Source organism: Paraburkholderia sp. JHI869, assembly GCF_038900775.1.
In the GTDB taxonomy this organism is placed as follows: Bacteria; Pseudomonadota; Gammaproteobacteria; order Burkholderiales; family Burkholderiaceae; genus Paraburkholderia.
Genome location: NZ_JAYMSC010000036.1, coordinates 58915 through 78385 on the forward strand (window position 1 = coordinate 58915; position 19471 = coordinate 78385).

Consider the following 19471-nt stretch of genomic DNA (forward strand, 5'->3'; position numbering starts at 1 on the left):
TGGATCGATGGCGCCTGTTCAGGCGGCTTCGGTGGGTTGCGTGGCGACGGCAATTGGCGCTTCGCGATCAGCGGTATGCGGCGCGCGATAGACCTGGTAATCGGCGATGGAGAAGTGCGCCGTTGCGCGGCGAAAGCGCCAGGTGAAACCGGGCCACAGCGTCGTGTTCCTGCCGCTGCGCGGATCGAGATACCAACTCTTGCAGCCGCCCACCGACCAGATCGCGCGGCCAAGCTTGTTCTGGATGCGCGCGTTGTAGCGCGCTTCCACATAAGGCCGCACGTCGATCGAATCGGCGCGGTCGCTCTTCATGGCGGCGAGCGCGCCGAGCACATACTCGATCTGCGACTCGATCATGAAGACCATGGAGTTGTGGCCGAGGCCGGTGTTCGGGCCGACCAGCATGAAAAAGTTCGGATAACCAGGCAAGCTCGTACCGAGGTAAGCGTGCGCACCGTTGCGCCAGGTCTCGACGATATCGACGCCGCCGCGGCCCACGATCGTGCCAGGCGGGAACGGATCGGCCACCTGAAAGCCGGTGCCGTAGATCAGGCAATCGACCTCGTGATGCATGCCATCGGCTGTCACGACGCCGGTGCGGTCCACGCGCTCGATCGCGTTCGTCACGACCTGCACGTTCCTGCGCGAGAGCGCTGGATAGTAGTCGTTCGAAATGAGCACGCGCTTGCAGCCTATCGTGTAGTCGGGCGTGACGGCTGTGCGCAAATCAGGATCGCTCACCTGATGGCGGATATGGCGCAACGCAAGCTTCTGCACGTTCTTCATGAGCGCGGGATGCACCGCGAAGCCGAGCACGCGTGTTTCGAGCATCCAGTAAAGCCCCGTGCGCGCGAGTGCCTGCGTGAAGGGCAGCGTGCGGAACAGCCATTGTTCGAAGCCCGAAATGGCACGGTCGGGCTTGGGCATGATCCACGGCGGCGTGCGCTGAAAGAGCGAGAGTTGCGCGACGCGCGGCGCGATCTGCGGCACGAACTGGATAGCGCTTGCCCCCGTGCCGATGACGGCGACACGCTTGCCATCGAGCGCATAGTCGTGCTCCCAGTGTTGCGAGTGGAAGTTCTTGCCTTCGAAGGTGTCGAGTCCCGCAATCGCCGGCAAGGCGGGGCGCGAAAGGCCGCCCATGCCCGAGATCAGCACGCGCGCGGTGAGGTGCCGGCCATTAGCGAATGCAAGCCGCCAGCAGTGCGCGGCTTCGTCCCACGTGGCGTTCGTGAGTTCGTGCCCGAAGTTGAGCCACGGAAAGAGCCGGAAACGATCGACGCAGCGGTTCAAATAGGCGCGAATCTCGGGCTGCGGCGCGAACATGCGTGTCCAGCGCGGATTGGGTGCGAACGAAAACGAGTACACATGAGATTGCACGTCGCAAGCGCAACCGGGGTAGTGGTTATCGCGCCAGGTGCCGCCCACGGAGTCGGCCTTCTCGAACACCGCGAAGTCCTGGTTGCCGCTTTGCAGCAGACGGATCGCCATGCCAAGGCCGGCAAAGCCAGTGCCGATGATGGCGATGCCGATCGAGTCGCCTGTACGGGCGGTTGCGTTCATCCGGAGCCTCTCCCTTATGTCGATCCATCTGTGACTGTGACATTGATGGATGTAAACATAGAGGGATCGACGGCAATGCGCAAGGGGCTAGATTCAGCGCTCTAACACATGAATTTTCGTCGGGGCGTAGCGGGGCGCGAGCGCGTGAAAGGGCGCCAGGCGCGGCCTATCACGCGTTCGGTGAAGCAGAAAAGAGGAGGAAGGAGGCGGCCGCTTAACGCTTTTTGAGCGCGGTTTTTTTCGCAGGGCGAGCCGATTTCGTCGCAGCGGGTGCGCGCGCGGCGCTCTTGCGAGGTGCGGCTTTGGGCGCGCGCTTCTTTGCGGCGGGGGAAGCGGCTGCAGGCGCGGTATCGGCAGCACGCTCGCGGCCGAGCGTTTTGTCGAGGATCGTCGCGACGCGGCCGCCCAGATAGTCGCTCGATTGCGCTTCGAGCGCGCGCAGGATCTCGTGCTCGACGAACACCGTGGAGAGCGGCCGCAGCCGCCAGATCGCGTCGACGAGCGCGGGCATGTCGGTGGCGGGCGGCAGCGCGCCCTGATCGTAGCGGTCCAGATGGCGCACGACCATTTCCACCAGCACACGCGCAATGGCGTCGAAATGCGGGCGCGCTTCTTCGAGTACGTCGAGCAGTTCGCGTGCGGGAATGCCCTCGCGGACCGTTGCGGCCGCGGCGTCGAGCATGCCGGGACTGCGTGAGACGAACGACAGCCCCTGACGTTCGAGGAGGCCGAGGTCCGCGAGACGCGAGAGGCTGCTCGGCGCTTGCGGCCCGAACAGCTTGATCAGTTGCGGCAGCGAATAGGTCTTCGGCCGCGCGTGCGACCAGGGGCCGCCAATCGCATTCTCCAGGCCGAGGATCGAGCGCAGGTCGCCGCCGTCGTCGATCGCGAGGATGAGATCCTGAATGTTGGCGAGCGTGTAGCCGCGCGCGAGCAGGTGGTGAATGAGCTTGAGCCGCGCAACGTGGGAGTCGTTGTAAATGCCTACGCGCCCGCGTTTCTGCGGGGGCATGAGCAGGTCGCGGTCCTGATAGGCGCGCACGTTGCGCACGGTCGTGCCCGCCACGCGCGCGAGTTCGTCGACGGTGTATTCACTGTCGGTGACGCGCTCGGGCGCGGTATCGGTCACAGGGGCTTTGGGCGTTTTCGGCATGCAGCGATTTTAGCGCGAGCAGCCGCAGCCGCGCGAGCGCGCGCCGGGGTACGTGCTCAGGCGTGGGCTTTCTCGCCCTTACGCGCATGCGCCTCGCGGTTGCGCTGACACGGCGCACCTTTAGAACCGGTAGGAGAGCGCCAGGAACGAGATGATCGGATCGGCCTTGAGATCGGCGCGGCTCACGCCGAGCTCGCTGCCGTCCGCTGCCTTGACGATCACCGAAGAAGTCGTCTTCAGCGGAATGTAGGTGACCGACGCAACGATACCCAGATGCTTCGTGACGTTGTAGGTGGCGCCGAGATTGAACACCGGCGACCACGACGACGACGCTTTCGCGCTGATCTGGGTTTGCCCAGGCTTGCCCGCGCCGGCCGCGAGCACGGCGCCGAGGTCGTCCTGCGTGGCCTTCACGAAGTTCGGATTGAGCTGGATATCCGAGAACCAGTTGTACGACACGCCGATGCCGAGGAACGGACGGAATTTCGCATCGGCGTTGCGAAAGTAATACTGAAAGATCAGCGCCGGGCTCCATTGGCGCACGCTGCCGACGATGGGATTCGTCGCCGGATCGCTGAGATTCTGGCTGCCGAGCGCGCCCGCAGGTCCCGGCGGCTTGATCGTGCCGTGACCATAGAGCTTGAACGTGGGCGGCACGCCCGCCACCGTGGTGAGCGCGATATGGTCGGTGAAGAAGTGGCTGATGACGAGGCCGACCGTATCCGCGTTCGAAGCCGAAAGACCCGTGCCCGCCGAGGTGAACGAGTTGGGCAGCCGCAGCGGCGTGTTGATCGGCACGGGCGCCACATCCGTCGTGAGTGGCGTGCTCGAATGCTGCGTCGTGACGTGAAACCAGCCAAGTGCGACGACGTTGTCGCCGGCGTGCTGCGCGTACGCGCTCGCCGACAGCCCGGCGCTCAGCGCCGCCACTGCAATGCGTCTCATGATGTCCCTCCCAGGAACGGGTGCGCCATGCGCGCGCGGCGGTTCGATGCCTGCCCCGATCTGGACGGCATACGTCGTTCGCCTGTGTTGCGCGCGCTTTTGTAGCCCGGCCGCCGCCGCGTTGCGCGACGGCCGGGAGCGGCCACCTCGTGAATGGCGCGGTTTGCCGCGCCGGTTATTGTTGGGTAATTGCTTCGTGATACTTATTGAACGAATGCGCCGGCCGTGAAGTACGGGTCCGACGGCGTCGTCATGTCGAGGTAGCCGAACACGCCGCCCGTGAAGATCATCTTGCCGGTGGGTGTCGAGCCCGTGGAGGCGCCCACGTGCGTGGTCGTCACGGTGCCCGGTACGGTCTCGGTGAAGTTCAGGTCGAGGGCAGTGGCAAGCGCGGCCTGCGAGGCGTTGAACGGATCGAGCTGGGTGGCCTGCGTGCCTTCCAGCGCCAGCGTGCGATAGTCGAACTGACTGTCCACGCCGATGTATTCGCCGTCCTGCGATCCCTGAGCGATGTTCGATTGCGGCGCGAGCACGGAAATGCCCGATTCGTCGTCGGCCACCGGGCCCGTGGCGCCGCTTTGCGGATCGACGCCGACCTGCGGATACGCCACGCCGGTCCGTACGAGCACAGGCACGAGCTGACCGCGCAACTTGCCGACGATCATGAAGCCCTTGCCGGCCGGCTCCGTGGTGACGAGCGTCGGCTTGACCTGCCCCTGGAAGTGATCGGTTTCGAACGCGCCGCTGCCGTCGGCAGACTGCGTGAAGTTGGTGCCGGGCTGCTGGCATTTGCCGGCGTTCACACCGGTGTTGTCGCATTCCATCCAGGTGCCGTCGGCGCTGATCGTGATTTTCGCGTCGACGGCGGCGGGCTGGAAGTTCTGCGAAGGCACCTGGTGATAGCCGAGCTGGCTGTACGTGCCGGCAACGTTGGCGATATTCGTTTCAATCGCGGAGAAGCCGATGAACGGGTAATACGGGAACGTTGTATCCGGCACGACGCCGATACCGCCCGAGCCCTTGTACGCGATCTCGGCGCCCGGAATCGTGCCGCCCGCCACGCCTTCGCCGATGAACACGCGCGCCGGGCGGTTGGGGTCGAGGCTTGCGCCGTTCAGGCGGAACGCGCACTGGTTGAGCTTCGCCGTGGGCAGCCCCGTTTCCTGCGTGAGCGTGCCGGTGGCGACCTGGCCTTTGCGCGTGGGCGTCACGGTGCCGGTGGTCTGCGGAATCGGTGATTCCACATAGGTGATCTGCCAGGTCATCTTCGCCGTGTCGAGTTGCAGCTTGACAAGCTCGCCGTCGCCGCCGCCGCCGGTGTACACCGTGTTGTAGTCGAGCGAGGTGGGGCAAAGCGCTGCCTCCACGAGTGGCGGGCTACTGCTGCTGCCGTTGCCGCCACCACATGCGCCAAGCGCTGCGATCACCGGTGCGGCAATCGAGAGCGCCGCGAAAAGTTTCCAGTTCATACCGCGTCTCCAGAGTCTTGTTGTTGGCGAGAGCGCCGTTTAGTCATTCGTAGTGCGAAATTAATACGGTCGCGGCGCAGCAGATCGCCGCGACCTGGCAATGCACTACTGTGGCTGGATCAATGCACCGACGCCGAAGTAAGGCTGATTGGGCGTGGCGCTGTTCGCCGAACTGGCCGTGACGCCGCCGTTCTCCTCGCCGTTGATGAAGATGCCGTAAAGGCCGCCCACCGCAATCAGATTGCCCGCCTTGCCCTGTGCGTCGGTCACGCCGATCAGGCCGGGGTGCGTCTGCGTGTAGTCGAGCGTGAACTGGCTCTGAGTCGTCATCGTCGAGGGCTTGAGGAAGCCGGCCTGCTGGCCGTTGATGAGCGTTGCCGTGTAGGCGAAGTTCGAGTCCGCGCCGATATAGCTGCCGTCGAACGCGCCCGACGTGAGCGTCGTGGCGGGCGCGAGCAGCGCGATGCCGGACTCGTCGTCGACGGCGAGCCATTGACTCAGGCTCACCGTCTCGTTCACGTAGCCTGTGCGCACGACCACGGGCACGATCGCGCCGTTGAGCTTGCCAAGGATGAGGTGCCCGGTGCCGCCCTGGCGGCTGATGATCGGCAGGAGGGCTGGCGTGGGCGTTTCGATTTGCGGTGCGTCGACGCTGTCGAAATAGCTGCCACTCGTGCTCGCCGTCCACACATTCGCCGCGGTTGCGCAACTCGTGTTGGTCGCTCCACTGGGCACGCTGCAGTTGCCGCTTGCGTCGTACTGCTCCTGGGTGACCTTCGCCGCCGGCGCGAAATTGCTGCTCGGCAGGATGTGATAGAGGAGCGCGTTATACGAACCCTTGAGATCGGCGACGCTCGTGCTTACCGATGAAAAACCGATGAACGGATAGAAGTCGAATGTGCGCGGCTGGACGGTGTTGAATAGCAACTTCGCGTCGGTGTCGCCGTCGATGTTCACGGTCGCGCCCGGAATGCCGCCGCCCGCCACGCCAAAGCCAACATAGACCGTGGGCGGATTGTTCGCGTTATACGCCGTGGTGTAGGTGCTGCCGTTGATCGTGCCCGTGCCCGCCTGGAGCTGGAACGCACACGTGATCTGCGCGGCCGTCGGCAGCGAGCCCGTGGGCGGGTGCTGCACGGCGCCCGTGATCGTGAGGCCCGCACGTGTGTTTTGCACGGAACTCGCGGCCACGGGGATCGGCGAGGCGAGGAACGTGAGCTTGTACGTCATCTTCGTCGGGTCGATGTTCAGGCTCACGACCTCGCCGCTGCCTGCGCCGCCCAGATACGTGTTCGCCGCGATGTCGGCCGCGGCGGGACACAGCGCCGTGGCCGTGGGTGCGCTGCTGGGCGGCCCCTGGTTCGCGCATGACGAACCCGAGCATTGCGCCGGGGTGATGGGTGCCGGATTACTGGCGGTACCTCCGCCGCAGGCGACCAGCAAAGGGGTCGCGGCCGCGGCCAGCATCAAGCTGCTGCGGACAATGCTCTCCAACATTTGTCTGCCTCCCTGTGTCTATTTATGCGCAGAAGATTGGATCATGACATTGGCCACTGTCAATTGAACGAACCGTCTAAAACGCGTGACGAGGTCGCTTCTGCTTGATGCTTCGCGGTTTGCGCACGCTACAACCGGGGTTTTTCCCGAGGCCTGCGAGCACACGCCGTGCGGGCCTGCGCAATTGGCGTGCCTGAAACAGGCTCGTTGATATGTCATCGCGATTCGTTGCGTGCGCGACGGTTGTTGAAAGGCAGGGGAAAGCCCGAGATGGAATTGCGATTGCCGAAATATTGATTCGGATTGCAGATCAATCTGCGGGCGATGTTCAATGGTGAGGATATTCGGGAGCGGGTTCGCGTCACTGCGCTCAAACGGTGAGCGCTTACGGGAACGACAGTGTCGAAGCACTGCACAAGTCTGCGTTCCACGGTGGACATCGTAAGCAAAACCAAAGGTGAGAATGTGCGGGAACTCGGGCTCACTGCGGTGTGCACCGCGCGATTTTTCGCCGCACCGTTTCGCATTTCGGCGGCCAGGTTCAGGCTTATATGGTGTGCGTCACGTAACGCAAAGGTGAGTGTTTCCGGGAACAGGTGCGTAGCGCGAGCCGTTGCTGCGCCGCGGCAGCGTCGCCGCGGGCGGGTTGTGATTCGCGGTATAGTCATTCGCGACAAGATCGCGACAAGCGGCCTCGTTGTGCGCCCTGTGCTTCACCGCCGCCGCGCCCGAGCGGTCTGCAACGGAGTTTTCCATGGGTATCCTGGACAGGCTTTGGCCGCGCGCCCGCGCGAAGCCGACGCCGGAATCGCCGCAAATCCAGTCGCTGATCGAGCGTCTGCTCGTGCTCAGCCCCACGCTCAAGCTCGTGCCCCAGTGGCGCGAGCGGCTGGTGCCCGCGCTCGCGCAGTCGATCGCGTATGTGCGCGACGTGGTGGACCGCATGCCGCCCGCGCGCGAGGCGAGCGCGGCCACCTGGTCGAGCGACCCCTATATCCACGCATTTTTCGCCGCGCCCGACGAGGTCGGCCATGTGCTGAGCCGCTCGCCCGAACTGCATGCGTGGTTCGAGAGTCGCCCGCTCGCACGCGAGACTTATGCGGTGCTCGGCATGGCCCTGAACGAGCGGCGTGCCTTCGGTGTCGAGCAGCATGGCGACGAGGTACACGCCGACGTCATGCAGACGACATTGAGCTTCGACGACCATCAGGTGCGCGTGTGCGGTGATACCGAAAGCGATCTTCGCGAGCAGATCGTGGAGCGCGTGGTCGAGCAGATCGCACTCGAAGGCCTCGAGCAGATCGGCGCCGACGAGTCGCGCCGCGATGTGCTCGAACAGGAGCGCGCGCTCCTCAGGACGCGCCTGCAACTGCTCACGCGGCGCGGCGCGGGCACGCAACGCATGCTGGGCGAGCACGCGACGCAAAACGTCGCCGAAGTGGCGAAGGTCGAGGCGCAGATTGCGCAGAACGAGAGCGAGATCGCCGCGCTCGGCCTCAAGAGCGAGGCGCTCGAACACCAGCTCTCGGTGATCTGCAGGGTGCTCGCGAACCCCGCGCAATACACGAACGTCGAAATGCGCGAGATCTGCCTGAGTCCGATGAATGTCGTGCTTGCGAACGGTGGTCCGGACAATAGCGCCTCGATCACGTTCCCGCTCGCGCGCCTGCCGGCTAGCCCGCAAGGTCTGCGCGCCTTCTCGCTGGTGCGCTTCGCGCGCGCTGACCTTCAACCGTTGCCGCGCGTGCTTGTCGAAGACAGCCGCTTCATGATCTGAGCGCGGCGGCGCGGCCATAGGTGAGAAGATTCGGGAGCGGCGCGCGTGGATCGCAACGGTTCGTTGGCGAACCGTGCCGCAATCACCTTCGCCTCTTGTCGGCCGCGGAAGTTTCGTGATCCCGATGGACAGGAGAACCTGGTTCTGGCGCGCAAGATTTTCCTGGTAGTCCCAGGTTAAGGGATGCGAATATTGCCGAGTACCAGGTGTTAGCAATCGAAACCTTGCGCGGGCGAGCGCGAGACGCTCAAAGGTGAGTGTTTTCGGGACCGGCGGGAAAGGGTGCGAAATTGCGCTTCGAACCGCTAACCGCTTATGAAAAAAGCCCCTTGAAAAGGGGCTTTTTTGTCATCGGGCGCGAGACCGGTGCTCGCACTCCGGTGCGAAAGGTGAGCGTTTTCAGGAGTCGTGGATCAGGCGCAATGCGCGGGCCAGGCGAGTACGCCGTTTGCGTCGATCGTGAAACGCAGTTCGTCGGATTGCGATGCCGGAGCATCTTCGGCGGCGATATCGAACGTTTCTCCTGCGATCTCGACGGCAACGTAGCGGTCGCCATGACGCAGCGACGTGCCCGCAATGCGCCCTTGCCACGCGCCTTCGCGCGTCGAGACGAGCGCGCGCGGCGAGACCCGCCACATCACGCGCGAGCCCACCGCCAGCGAAGCATCGGCGCACGGCAGGCGCAGTCCCGTCGACGTTTCGATCGCGCCGCCCGCTCGCACGATGCCCTCGCCGACGTTGTGCAAGCCAAGCAGTTCGGCCACGCGCAGTGTGGCGGGCCGCTGGAACACGTCGGCCACGGCGCCCGCCTGCAGCACGCGTCCCTGTTCGATCACGAGCACTTCGTCGGCGAGCAGGGCCGCTTCGTCGGGGTCGTGCGTGACGATAACCGTCACCGCGCCAACCTCGCGTTGCAGCGCCCGCAACGACTGCTGCAGACGGCGGCGGCGCGGCGTGTCGAGCGCGGCGAACGGCTCATCGAACAGCAGCAGTTGCGTGTGCCGCGTGAGCGCGCGCGCGAGCGCCACACGCTGGCGCTGGCCGAACGAGAGCTGGCTCGGCAGGCGCTCGGTGAGCGCATCGAGGCCGAGGTGCGCGAGCCAGTAACGTGCGCTGGCAGCGTCGGCATCGACGGGAAACGCGAGCTGCTGCGCCACCGTCATGTGCGGAAAGAGCCCGTAGTCCTGCGGCATATAGCCTATCTGGCGGCGCTCGGGCGGCAGCGCGCCGAGGTCGGTCGTGCCGAGCGTGACCGAGCCCGCGTCGTTGCGTTCGAGCCCGGCGATGATGCGCAGCGCGAGCGACTTGCCCGAGCCCGAAGGTCCGATGATCGCGAGCCGGCGCGTTTGCGGCTGCCACGTAACGTCGAGCGTGAACGCGCCGAGATGCCGGCGCGCCGCGAAGGCCAGACGCAGGTCGGCGTTCTCCGCCAGGGTGGCGGCCGGCGTGATAGGGGTGAGTTCGTCGCCGTTGTCGAGGTTCACCGCCAGCATCGAACGCGCGCTGCGGCTATAGACGGAGAGCACCGCGCAGATGATCGCAATGCCGAGCGTGGGCAGCAGGAGCGGCATCATCGCGGGCAGGCCCTGGCCGCCGAACACGACGTAGGTATAAACAGGCAACGAATACGGGTGATACGCGACCATCACGGTCGCGCCGAACTCGCCGAACGCGCGCAGCCAGGCGAGCGCGAGCCCCGCGCGGATGGCGGGCCAGGCAATGGGCAGCGTGACGCGAAAGAAACGGCTGGCGGCGTGATGGCCGAGCGTGGCGGCGACGTCGTCGTACACGGGATCGACGGCGCTGAACGCCGAGCGCGCTGCGACGATCAGGAACGGCGCGGCCACGAAGGTCTCGGCGAGCACGATGCCCGTGAACGAGTCGGTGAGCGAGCCGCCGAAGAGCTGGCCGATGCTGCTATACGGCCCGATGAGAAACAGCAGCAGCACGCCGCTCGTGAGCGGCGGCAGCGCGAGCGGCAACTGCACAACGAAGCCGACGAGCGCGATGCCGCGCGCGTGCGAACGCGCGAGCCAGTAGCCGAGCGGCACGCCACCCAGCAGGATGATGAGCGCAGCCACGCTCGCGCTCGCGACCGACACGCCAACCGCCGACCAGGTGGCGTGCCAGTCGACGCCGGCCCAGTCCGCCTGACCGATCTGCGGAATGCTCGCGACGAACGGCGCGCACAGATAGACCGCGAGCAGCGCGCCGAGCCACCACAGCGGCTGCGAGCGTTTCACGCTGACCTGCCCGGCACGCTGCGCGGCTTGTGTCATTGCTGTGCGGCGTCGATCACGGCCTGGACCGACGGCGGGATCGCCTGGGTCTGGCCGTTGACGGTGGGCTTCGTCACATCCACGCCGTGCTCGGCGAGCAGCTTGCGGCCTTCTGCCGAGAGCAGGAAGTTCACGAAGCGCGCGGCGCCGGCGCTATTAGGTGCGTCGTTCAGGATGGTGAGCGTGTAGTTCGCCTTGATCTTCAGTTCGGGCGCGGGGTGGATCGCCGGAATCTTCAGGTCGGAAGTTTCGGTCGAGTAGAAGAAACCCGCGTCGAGCTGACCCGATTGCAGGCGGCCAACGAGCGTTTCTTCCGGCAGCACCTGCTCGGGATTTTCCGGCGTGCCGAGCGTTTTCTCGACGAGGTCAGGCTGGTTGTACGCCTGCGCGGCCTTCGTCATGAGCTCCACGGTAAAGGCGCCCTTCGGGTCGAGCTTCGGATCGGTGCGGCCAAGACGGATGCCCGATTCCTGCAGCACCTGATCCCACTTCTTCGTCTTGAAGTCGCTGGCGAAGCGGCTCTTCGGGTTGTAGCCGATCAGGAGCGGCGATTCGGCGAAATTCACGTACCACGTCACGTGATTGCCGTTGGCTTCGCCAGTGAGGCTCGCGTTGACCTTCGGGCTCGCGCTGATGAACACGTCGCCGCGGCGCAGCTTGCCCTTTATTTCATTGGCGATCTTGTTCGAGCCGGCTGCGTAGCCCTTGAAACGCAGGCCGGTTTCTTTTTCGAACGCGGGGCCCACGCTCTTTTCCATGAGGTTCACGAGCGAGCCTGCATAGAGCACGTTGACATCGGATTCGTCTGCGAAGGCGTTGGTGCTTGCACCCATCGCGCCCATTACACCGCTCATCACGACGACTGAAGCCACCAGCTTGCGGATAAACATGTTCGACACCCCGTTCGTTATAAAGGCCAATATATTACGATGGACTGCAGTATTCATGTGCTTATCCAAATGGCTAATTTGGCGATGAATGTCTGTGCGCGTCACACTGACACGGCTAAACTGGATTGTTTTTCCAGCTTATTGTCCTGTTCATTTGTGGAGGCTTTCATGCGTACCAGCGCCCGTAACCATTTCTCCGGCCAGATCAGCGCGGTCAAGGCCGGCGCCGTCAACGACGAAGTCACGCTGAGCGCCGACGGCGGGCTCGAGATCGTCGCGATCATCACGCACGGCAGCGCCGCTTCGCTGGGTCTCGCCGCGGGCAAGCCGGCCTTCGCGCTCGTGAAGGCATCGTCGGTGATCCTTATGGTCGGCGGCGACACGAGCAAGGTGTCCACGCGCAACGTCGTTGCGGGCACGGTTTCGTCGGTCACGAAGGGCGCGGTGAATGCGGAAGTCGTGCTTGCGGCCCCGGGCGGCGCGCAAATCGCGGCCATCGTGACGAACGACAGCGTCGATCGTCTCGGTCTCGCGGCGGGCAAGCAGGCTGCGGCGCTCTTCAAGGCATCGAGCGTGATCGTCGGTGTAGACGGTTGATGCGCGGCTGCGATCGCAGGTGAGCGCAATGAGTCACGACCCTGCCGCGCCGCCGGAATCGCGCGATTTCGATACGCTGGCGGCCGCGCGCTGCGACGCCCTGACGGGTACGCCAGCGGCGCCTCGCACGCCGGATGCCTGGCTCTTCGCGCGGCTCGTCGCGGCGCGCGAGGTGCGCGGCGAATTGCCGTTGCTTGGGCTATCGCGTGCGCAGATCGAGACGCTCGCTGCGCGGCATTTCGTGTGTGCAGTGACGGATGACGCGCTGCCCGCGCATGTCATGACGGATGCGTCGCATGCGGCATTCGCCAGCGCAATGCATGCCTTTCTCGTCGGGCTTGCCGCGCCGCAAGCCGACCCCGACGACGTGCGTTGCCTCGCCGCGATCATTGCCCACGCGTGTCTGCGCCCCGATCATTTGTGGCGCGATCTCGGGCTGCGTGGCCGCGAGGACGTGACGCGCATGCTGGAGCGTTTCTTTCCCGAAGTCGTGGCCCGCAACGTGGAAGGCTTGCGCTGGAAGAAGCTGCTGGCGCGCGAACTCGCGCTCGCGTCGGGCGCCACGCCAGGCCCTGCGCCCGGCTGCCCAGGCTGTGAGGACTTCGGCTTCTGCTTTCCAGCCGGGCGTTAGCCGTCCGGACGGGGTGCGGCGCGCAGTACGCATCGTGTATGCTTGCGCGCATGACCAAGTCTCCGAACGATCCACCGCGAGCAGACGCTCCCGCCCCCGCACAGGCGCAGAAAACGTCTCAACCCGAAGTGCGTTTTCGCATGCGCATCGTTCATGAAGGCACGATCGCGCTCGGGCCTGGCAAGGTGTCGCTGCTCGAAGCCGTTCGCGAGCATGGCTCGATCTCGGCCGCGGCGCGCAGCATGAACATGTCGTACCGGCGCGCGTGGCTCTTGATGGACGAACTCAACCGCGCGTTGGAGTCGCCGGCCACGGTCTCGGAACATGGCGGGCAGAGCGGCGGCGGCAGCATGCTCACGCCGGTGGGCGAAGAGATCGTTCGCCTGTATCGCAGCATCGAGGCGCGTGCAGCGGCGGTTTGCGAGCCCGAGATCGAGGCGCTCGTCAAACTCGTTAAAAGCTGACGTGACCCGGCGCGGCGGCGCACTGCCGCGGCACGGTCCACGGCGTTAGCCGCTTAGCCGTGGCGCAGGCAGAAACGCGACACGGGCACCGCGGCGAGCGTGGGTGTCACGTTCGCATGCAGCCGCATCATCAACTCGACGAAGCTGGCTAGACTCGCCGTGCGCAACGGGTGCCACGTCACCTGATGCCGCTCGCACACGCGCTTGAGCGTGCTCATTGAATCGTGGTCGATGCAGTCCACGGGAAACACCGCGAGATCCGCGTTGGCGAGCGCCGCGGCAAGCAGGCCCTTGCGATCTTCCACCCCACCGTCGTGCACGGTCAGCTCGCCCCCGGCCGATTCCACCCAGCGCCTGAGCGCGTGATTCGAACCCGGCCTGCCACCCACATAGACGATGCGGCGACCTTTGAGCGCATCGTCGGGGAGCGCGCGTTGGGCCTGCGGGCCTTCGTGTGCTTGCGTCGTTTGCTCCATGGCGTGAACTTCGGCGCGCAAGGCGTCGATCAGGGCGTGCGCCTCGTCGAGTTGCGCGCGCAGCGTGTAGAGCGCAGCGGCGTCGGCATTCGCGCGCTGCTCGGCAATTTCGCGGCGGCTCGTGTGCAGCGCGACCCGCGCGTCGCGTGCCGCGAGCGCTTCCTGCAGCGCTTCGAGCTGCGCCTGCTGCGGCGTTGCCTCGCGCTGCGCCGCGAACTGCGCGGTCTGCACATCGAGCGCGTTGCGCGCTGCGTCGCGCTCACGGCTCATCTCATGCAGGCGCGTCTGCTGGCGCTCGATCTTGGCCTGTAGTTCGGCGTTCTCCGCTTCCAGCATGACAAGGCGGCGCAAGTCGGCGCGATTGGCGGCGCCAACCAGGTGCGAGAGCATGTGCAACTCGCCGAACGCGGCCTGGCGCACTTCCATCGTCGTGACCGGATGCGTCATCAGCGCCCAGTACGCGGGCGGGATGTCGCCGTTCGCGAGCGATTCGTTCCAGAGCGCGAGCACGGCTTGCGGGTCGCGCGCAGCGGCGAAACGGCGGACCGCGCCCGCATAGCGCGCGTCGAGGGCTTTTTGCAGCGCCTTGCCGCCCGCGCCGCCTTCTATCGCCAGCTCGACCGCGGCGTGGTGGATCTCGAGATCGCTGGCGCGCTGGGTGTCGAGCCGGGTGAATTTCGGGACCAGCTTGCGCAGTTCGTGCGTGCTCAAGCAGGTGCCGATGATGGAGCAGTGCAGATGGGCGTCGAGTTCGACGAGGCGCGTGCGCTGCCGCGCGCGGGCGAGTTCGGCTTGCGAAGGGCCGCAACAGTCTGCGCTCGCCATGGCGCGCAGCGTGGTCTCTTCGGCAGGTGTGCTGCCCGGCGTACGGGCGAGGCGGAACGGCGGTGCGTGCATGGTGACCTCTGATCCGGTGCGCAACGCTGGGCTGTGTGGGCTGTGTATAGGCGCGTGCGGCGAATGTGCCTCGACACAGCCAGGCGCCCATGGGGGCTGCGCGGCGACAGCGTAATATACCACGGAATATAACGGAGACCGGCTGGCGACGTGGCACGCGGTTCAGGCGGCCGGTTCTCGCACGAGCGTCGTTGCGGCGGCGGTGACGGCGATGGCCTTGGCTTTGGCTTTGGCTTCGGCTTCGGCGACAGAGCGGCCCGCGCCCGCCTCGCACGAATGCGCTGCGGACCGTGCTTCGGCCGCGCTCGCGTGCTGCGCGAGCACATGTTCGACACCGAGCCCGACGAAGGCCGCATCGAGCCGCTCCAGTTCGGCCACGGTGCGTCGCAGCGCTTCGGTATCGAGACAGAACGCGTCGCTGAAAAGCGCATCGCGCGTCTTATCGAGCCGGCGCGCGTCGCGAATCGCGCGCTTGAGTTCGCGCTGGCGGGCGAAGCGGGCAAGGTCGATGCGCCGCGAGAGCGCGACGAGGAGCGGCTGCAGCGACGCCCCGGCTTGCGCTGCGCGCGCGCCGTCTATGGCAGCACTGCCAGCGGCGTCACCGCGCGCGAGCATGCGCTCGAATCGCTCGATGCTGTTGCGCAGCCGCCGGAACGCGTCGATCAGGTCGCGGATCAGCTCCGCGCGCTCGCGCCCGGACGCGGGCCGCAGCGTGGTGATCGTGGCCGCGAAGCCGTCCGCGCCGGCCGGCGCGAGTGCGTCGCTACGCGCCGGCGATATCGATGTTGCGCTCACGAGGCGCCGACTGCTCGCCAATTCCTGCCTCCGTCTGCTGAATGTCCGTTCGATGTATTCTATAGGATATAACGATTCAGAGATGAAGCGCATGAGTCGCGCGCCTCCATGTTCCTGTGGCGTCACGGCGCATGAACTAAAATTGCGTTTTTTGCGCCTCGCGTGTGCCTGGTTGCGCACGCACCCGTTTTTTCGCCTTTTCTCCGCTGTTCAATGACCACATCTTCTCCGGAGGCGGCGTCCGACGACCCGCCCAGTCTTTCGCGCAATCGCGGCTTCCAGCGTTTCTACGGCGCGCGCGTGTTGTCGTCGCTCGCGTTCCAGATGCTCGCCGTCGCCATGGGCTGGCACATCTATGCGCTCACCCATAGCGCGTTCGCGCTCGGTCTCGTGGGTCTCGCGCAGTTCCTGCCGATGTTCTGTCTCACGCTCGTCGTCGGCCACGTGGCGGACCGGTACGACCGCAGACGCATCGCGTCCGTCTGCCAGCTCATCGAATGCGCCGCCGCGCTGACCTTTGCGGCCGGCACGGTCGGCGGCTGGCTCAGCGCGCCGCTCATCTACGTGCTCGCGGCGTGCGTCGGGGCGGCGCGCGCGTTCGAGTCGCCTGCCATTTCGTCCTTGCTGCCGGGCGTCGTGCCGCGCGCGCAGTTGCCCAACGCAACCGCATGGTCGACCTCGGCGAACCAGACCGCGAACATCGTGGGCCCGGCACTGGGCGGCTTGCTCTACGGCATCGGCGCGACGCCGGCCTACGCGGCCTGTTCGCTCGCGTTCGCGGCGGCGGCCATGCTCTCGGGCACCATCCCGATGCGCGCGAAACCGCCCGCGCGCACGCCCGTCACGCTCGAATCGGTGTTTTCGGGCATCGCGTTTATCCGCTCGCAACCCGTGATTCTCGGCGCGCTGTCGCTCGATCTGTTCGCGGTGCTGTTCGGCGGCGCGACGGCGCTCCTGCCCGTGTTCGCCCGCGACATCCTGCACGCCGGGCCCATCGCGCTCGGTCTCTTGCGCTCGGCGACGGCCGCGGGCGCGCTGGCGGGCTCGATCTGGCTCGCGCACTTTCCGCTGCGGCGCCGGCCGGGCCTCGCCATGTTCGGCGGCGTGATCGTGTTCGGCTGCGCGACGCTCGCGTTCGGGCTCTCGCACAACATCGTCGTGTCGCTCATGGCGCTGGCGGTGCTGGGCGCCTCGGACGTGGTGAGCGTGGTCGTGCGCACGTCGCTCGTGCAGCTTCGTACGCCCGACGAAAAGCTCGGCCGCGTGAGCGCGGTCAATTCGCTTTTCATTGGCACATCGAACCAGCTTGGCGAATTCGAATCGGGGCTCACGGCTGGCTGGTGGGGCGCGCAGCGCGCCGTGCTCGTGGGCGGCGTGGCGACCATCTGCGTCGCACTGCTGTGGATGCGGCTCTTCCCGGCCCTGCGCAATACGCGCTCGCTCGAACGCGAAGAAGCGCGCGCCACCGCGAGCGCGAACTGATTGCACGCCGCGGGAGCGCGCCGCGCCCTGCGGCGCCCCGTCCCGCCGATGCCATGCGACGGGGTTTGCCGTTATCCTTTCCACAGCGCCCGCTCGCGGCGAGCCACGTATCTCTCATCGAACCGTCAAGTCATGCATCCATCGACCATCGCCCCGAGGAGCGCCGCATGCGCGTAGGCCGCCCCGTCAAGGCGCTGCCGCAGCCGCTGTGCGACTACTGCGGCGCGAAAGCCGTGCTCGCGCGCTTTGCCGACGAGGCCTACCCGTACCGCGACGATCACGGCCCGCTCTGGGTCTGCACGCCCTGTGAGGCCTGGATCGGCGTGCCCGCGCGCAGCACGCGCAACGTGCCGCTCGGCCGGCTTGCCAACGCCGCCCTGCGCGACGCCAAGAGCCGCCTGCACGACGCGCTCGAACCATTAGTGGCGGCGAAGATGCGACGCGACAAGGTCAACGCCTTCGAAGCGCGCGGCAAGGCCATCCGCTGGCTGGGGGAGGAACTGGGCTTCGACCTGCCCAATCCGTCGATTCACCTGCTGACACTCGAACAATGCGAGCAGGCCATCGCCCACATCGAGGCGTTCATGGCCGCGCGGCGCGGGGACGCAGGTGGCCAATAGGGGCGAGGGTAACCGAGCCTGAAGCGGCCGCCCGCCCGCAACTCACTGCCTGCCCGCCCCCGCCAGTCGATGCGCGGCGCATGTCTGTCACCGATCGTTACACTCGATTTGCGGGTCGACGCTTAACCTTCGGCGCGCCGTGCCGTTATTGCACGGAACAGACTCTTACTTGCCCTTCCATGGCCAGGACCATTCCTTTTCCGCAGCGCTCGCAAGCCGGTCGCCCCCGACGCAGCAAGTCGATGCTGCTGCCGATCCCGCACGCCGTCGCCAACGAACTCGCGCTGCAAGTGCATCTCGCGCTCGCCGCGCTCCGCCGTGGCGGCACCGGCGACGACGCACGCGCCTTGCTCCATGCTCACGTGCTTGCGCAATCGATTGCGGAGGCCGGTTACGGCGTTCTCGAACCGGAGACGGTGCGAGCGGCCGATGCCGTGCTGATCGCCTGCTTCGAGCGTGGCAACACGGGCGGCGGCTGGCAACTGGACGAAGCGGGCTTCGAGGCGGTTGCGCAGCTCGTGAATGTGTATGACCGGCAATTGCAAAGCGCGCCGCTGTGGGCGCTGACCGAAGCAAGCGAGCGGCTCGAGCGCATGGGCGCCAGCGAAACCAGCCAGCAGGCATTGCGCAAGAGCGCGTGACGCGCGGGACGCCGGGCACGCGCATTGCGGCGAGGTTTGATAACCATCGTTATGGGCAGGCAGCAAGCGGCAAGGCGAAGTGAACGATCCCTCTTTGAGGGACGAGCCGGATCGAGCCCGATTGGGCGACCAGCGGGGCCACCAGCCGGCGTTGTGGCGACATTGGCACGAGATTTGACGCGGGACGCGAATCGTGTTGACTTCGGACAGGTGGCGCGCCTAAAATTCGCCCGTCTTAACAAAAGGGGCTGACGCCTTGGACAGTAGCAGTTGTCGATCTTCGAACAGTTTCGCTGCCTGACCGGCAGGACGTCCGCGCTCCCTTTCTTTTAGCCGCCGTCTTGCCAGCCAGGCAGATGGTGCGCGTCTAGCAGTAAATCTTCGTGCACTCTTGAATAGCGTCGACCGACGCCGCAGCGCCTTGACCGTCGTTTTGACCGTTTCAAGCGCCGCGGATGGCCGACATCGCGCCGTAAGCCCGCCCTGATCGATGCGCGCTTGCGGCACGGTTCGTTCGTTGCGCCCTCGAGCGCGACGCGCGGATCGACACATGCGCGCCTTCAGGGCCGCTTCGCGTTCGGGCCCGATGCCCGACTGAAGCCCTGGGGGCAGCCGCCGTGACGATAAGGAGTTCCGATGTCTGACAGTGACAGTTATCCGTTATGCCGCTTCCTTTTGAATTGCATTGAGGAAAGCGGGCAGACGCGAGCCGCCGCGCGCTGAAAGATTGCGCTCTGCCGGGTCTGCTGGCTTTCCTCCCCAACGCGTCCCCCGCGACGCCAGGAGAACCAGTATGAACTTCGGCCTTCTTTTGCCGCACCTGTCGGAACTGCAGCAAACGCAGCACACCCTCCATCCCGATGTGCTCGGCGCGCGTGAGCGCGCGAGCGTCCCGCCGCCCTGCCAGGAATCGCGATTCGCCGCGCGCTGGCGAGACCTGCAAGCGCGCGTGTTTCGGGTCTGAATCAGACAAGCAGTAACGGATCCCCGCGCGCGCCCAGCCGGCCCGGCCGGCCGTACGCGCCGCGCGAGGGATTCGAGCAATAACCAAACGCCGGTGCATCGACATGAACCAGTTCAACCAAAAATTGCGAACGACCCGCCGCGCAGCGCGCGCCTGCGCCGGCGTGCTCGTCCGCACGCTTGTACTCGCTAACGGAGGCCGCTAATGGAGTTCAGCTTCAACCTGAACCGCACGGCCAACGCCTCGGCGTGGCGCGTGCTGCCGAACCGCTGGGACTTCGTCGCGTTCCCGCTGATGATCGGCCTGATCGCGATGGCGGCCGTGGGCTTTC

17 protein-coding genes are annotated in these 19471 nt (G+C 66.0%); 8 read left to right on the forward strand and 9 right to left on the reverse strand.

The features are described from left to right. Positions 1-18 precede the first annotated feature (18 nt). The 5 genes from VSR72_RS37245 to VSR72_RS37265 form a co-directional block, all read right to left on the reverse strand. Positions 19-1563 carry an NAD(P)/FAD-dependent oxidoreductase gene (locus VSR72_RS37245; RefSeq protein WP_342957218.1) on the reverse strand — a complete coding sequence of 515 codons (1545 nt, stop codon included), beginning with the start codon at positions 1561-1563 and terminating at the stop codon, positions 19-21. A gap of 214 nt (positions 1564-1777) precedes the next feature. Then, positions 1778-2716: a MerR family transcriptional regulator gene (locus VSR72_RS37250; RefSeq protein WP_342957219.1), complete on the reverse strand. Its 939-nt coding sequence runs from the start codon at positions 2714-2716 to the stop codon at positions 1778-1780. A 120-nt stretch (positions 2717-2836) separates the two neighbouring features. After that, entirely contained in the window at positions 2837-3661 is an 825-nt protein-coding gene (locus tag VSR72_RS37255) for an OmpW family outer membrane protein (protein WP_342957220.1), read from the reverse strand. Positions 3662-3864: 203 nt separating this feature from the next. Beyond that, positions 3865-5130: a DUF2957 domain-containing protein gene (locus VSR72_RS37260; RefSeq protein ID WP_342957221.1), complete on the reverse strand. Its 1266-nt coding sequence runs from the start codon at positions 5128-5130 to the stop codon at positions 3865-3867. Between the two features lie 105 nt (positions 5131-5235). Continuing rightward, on the reverse strand, positions 5236-6627 hold the full coding sequence (locus tag VSR72_RS37265) for a DUF2957 domain-containing protein (RefSeq protein ID WP_342957222.1): 1392 nt from the start codon (positions 6625-6627) through the stop codon (positions 5236-5238). 754 nt (positions 6628-7381) lie between these two features. Between VSR72_RS37265 and VSR72_RS37270 the strand changes: the two genes are divergently transcribed. Then, positions 7382-8404, forward strand: a complete 1023-nt coding sequence (locus VSR72_RS37270; protein ID WP_342957223.1) for a hypothetical protein — start codon at positions 7382-7384, stop codon at positions 8402-8404. A 413-nt stretch (positions 8405-8817) separates the two neighbouring features. Here the strand turns inward: VSR72_RS37270 and VSR72_RS37275 are convergent, their stop codons facing one another. Together VSR72_RS37275 and VSR72_RS37280 are read right to left on the reverse strand one after the other, a co-directional pair. Then, positions 8818-10683 (reverse strand): ATP-binding cassette domain-containing protein, encoded by a 1866-nt coding sequence (locus tag VSR72_RS37275; protein ID WP_342957224.1) that lies wholly within the window; start codon positions 10681-10683, stop codon positions 8818-8820. After that, positions 10680-11525 carry an extracellular solute-binding protein gene (locus VSR72_RS37280; protein WP_342957238.1) on the reverse strand — a complete coding sequence of 282 codons (846 nt, stop codon included), beginning with the start codon at positions 11523-11525 and terminating at the stop codon, positions 10680-10682. The genes VSR72_RS37275 and VSR72_RS37280 overlap by 4 nt, the downstream gene beginning before the upstream one ends. 216 nt (positions 11526-11741) lie before the next feature. Between VSR72_RS37280 and VSR72_RS37285 the strand changes: the two genes are divergently transcribed. The 3 genes from VSR72_RS37285 (at position 11742) to VSR72_RS37295 (ending at position 13265) form a co-directional block, all read left to right on the forward strand. Continuing rightward, a complete protein-coding gene (locus tag VSR72_RS37285; RefSeq protein WP_342957225.1) occupies positions 11742-12170 on the forward strand; it encodes a TOBE domain-containing protein in 429 nt (142 codons plus the stop codon). A 28-nt stretch (positions 12171-12198) separates the two neighbouring features. Then, the gene (locus tag VSR72_RS37290; RefSeq protein WP_342957226.1) at positions 12199-12801 is read left to right on the forward strand and encodes a nitrogen fixation protein NifQ; all 603 of its coding nucleotides are present in this window, start codon (positions 12199-12201) and stop codon (positions 12799-12801) included. 140 nt (positions 12802-12941) lie between these two features. Then, entirely contained in the window at positions 12942-13265 is a 324-nt protein-coding gene (locus tag VSR72_RS37295) for a LysR family transcriptional regulator (RefSeq protein ID WP_342957227.1), read from the forward strand. A gap of 53 nt (positions 13266-13318) precedes the next feature. Here the strand turns inward: VSR72_RS37295 and VSR72_RS37300 are convergent, their stop codons facing one another. Further along, complete coding sequence (locus VSR72_RS37300) at positions 13319-14638, reverse strand: DUF2325 domain-containing protein (RefSeq protein WP_342957228.1); 1320 nt, start codon at positions 14636-14638, stop codon at positions 13319-13321. 162 nt (positions 14639-14800) lie between these two features. Then, a complete protein-coding gene (locus VSR72_RS37305) occupies positions 14801-15433 on the reverse strand; it encodes a hypothetical protein (RefSeq protein ID WP_342957229.1) in 633 nt (210 codons plus the stop codon). 213 nt (positions 15434-15646) lie between these two features. Here VSR72_RS37305 and VSR72_RS37310 point away from each other — a divergent pair, with 213 nt between their 5' ends. The 4 genes from VSR72_RS37310 (at position 15647) to VSR72_RS37325 (ending at position 19140) form a co-directional block, all read left to right on the forward strand. Continuing rightward, a complete protein-coding gene (locus VSR72_RS37310; RefSeq protein WP_342957230.1) occupies positions 15647-16915 on the forward strand; it encodes an MFS transporter in 1269 nt (422 codons plus the stop codon). A 167-nt stretch (positions 16916-17082) separates the two neighbouring features. Continuing rightward, positions 17083-17535, forward strand: a complete 453-nt coding sequence (locus tag VSR72_RS37315; RefSeq protein WP_342957231.1) for a zinc-finger-containing protein — start codon at positions 17083-17085, stop codon at positions 17533-17535. A gap of 242 nt (positions 17536-17777) precedes the next feature. Beyond that, positions 17778-18176 (forward strand): hypothetical protein, encoded by a 399-nt coding sequence (locus VSR72_RS37320; protein WP_342957232.1) that lies wholly within the window; start codon positions 17778-17780, stop codon positions 18174-18176. 793 nt (positions 18177-18969) lie between these two features. Next, positions 18970-19140: a hypothetical protein gene (locus VSR72_RS37325; RefSeq protein ID WP_342957233.1), complete on the forward strand. Its 171-nt coding sequence runs from the start codon at positions 18970-18972 to the stop codon at positions 19138-19140. The last annotated feature ends 331 nt before the right edge of the window (positions 19141-19471 follow it).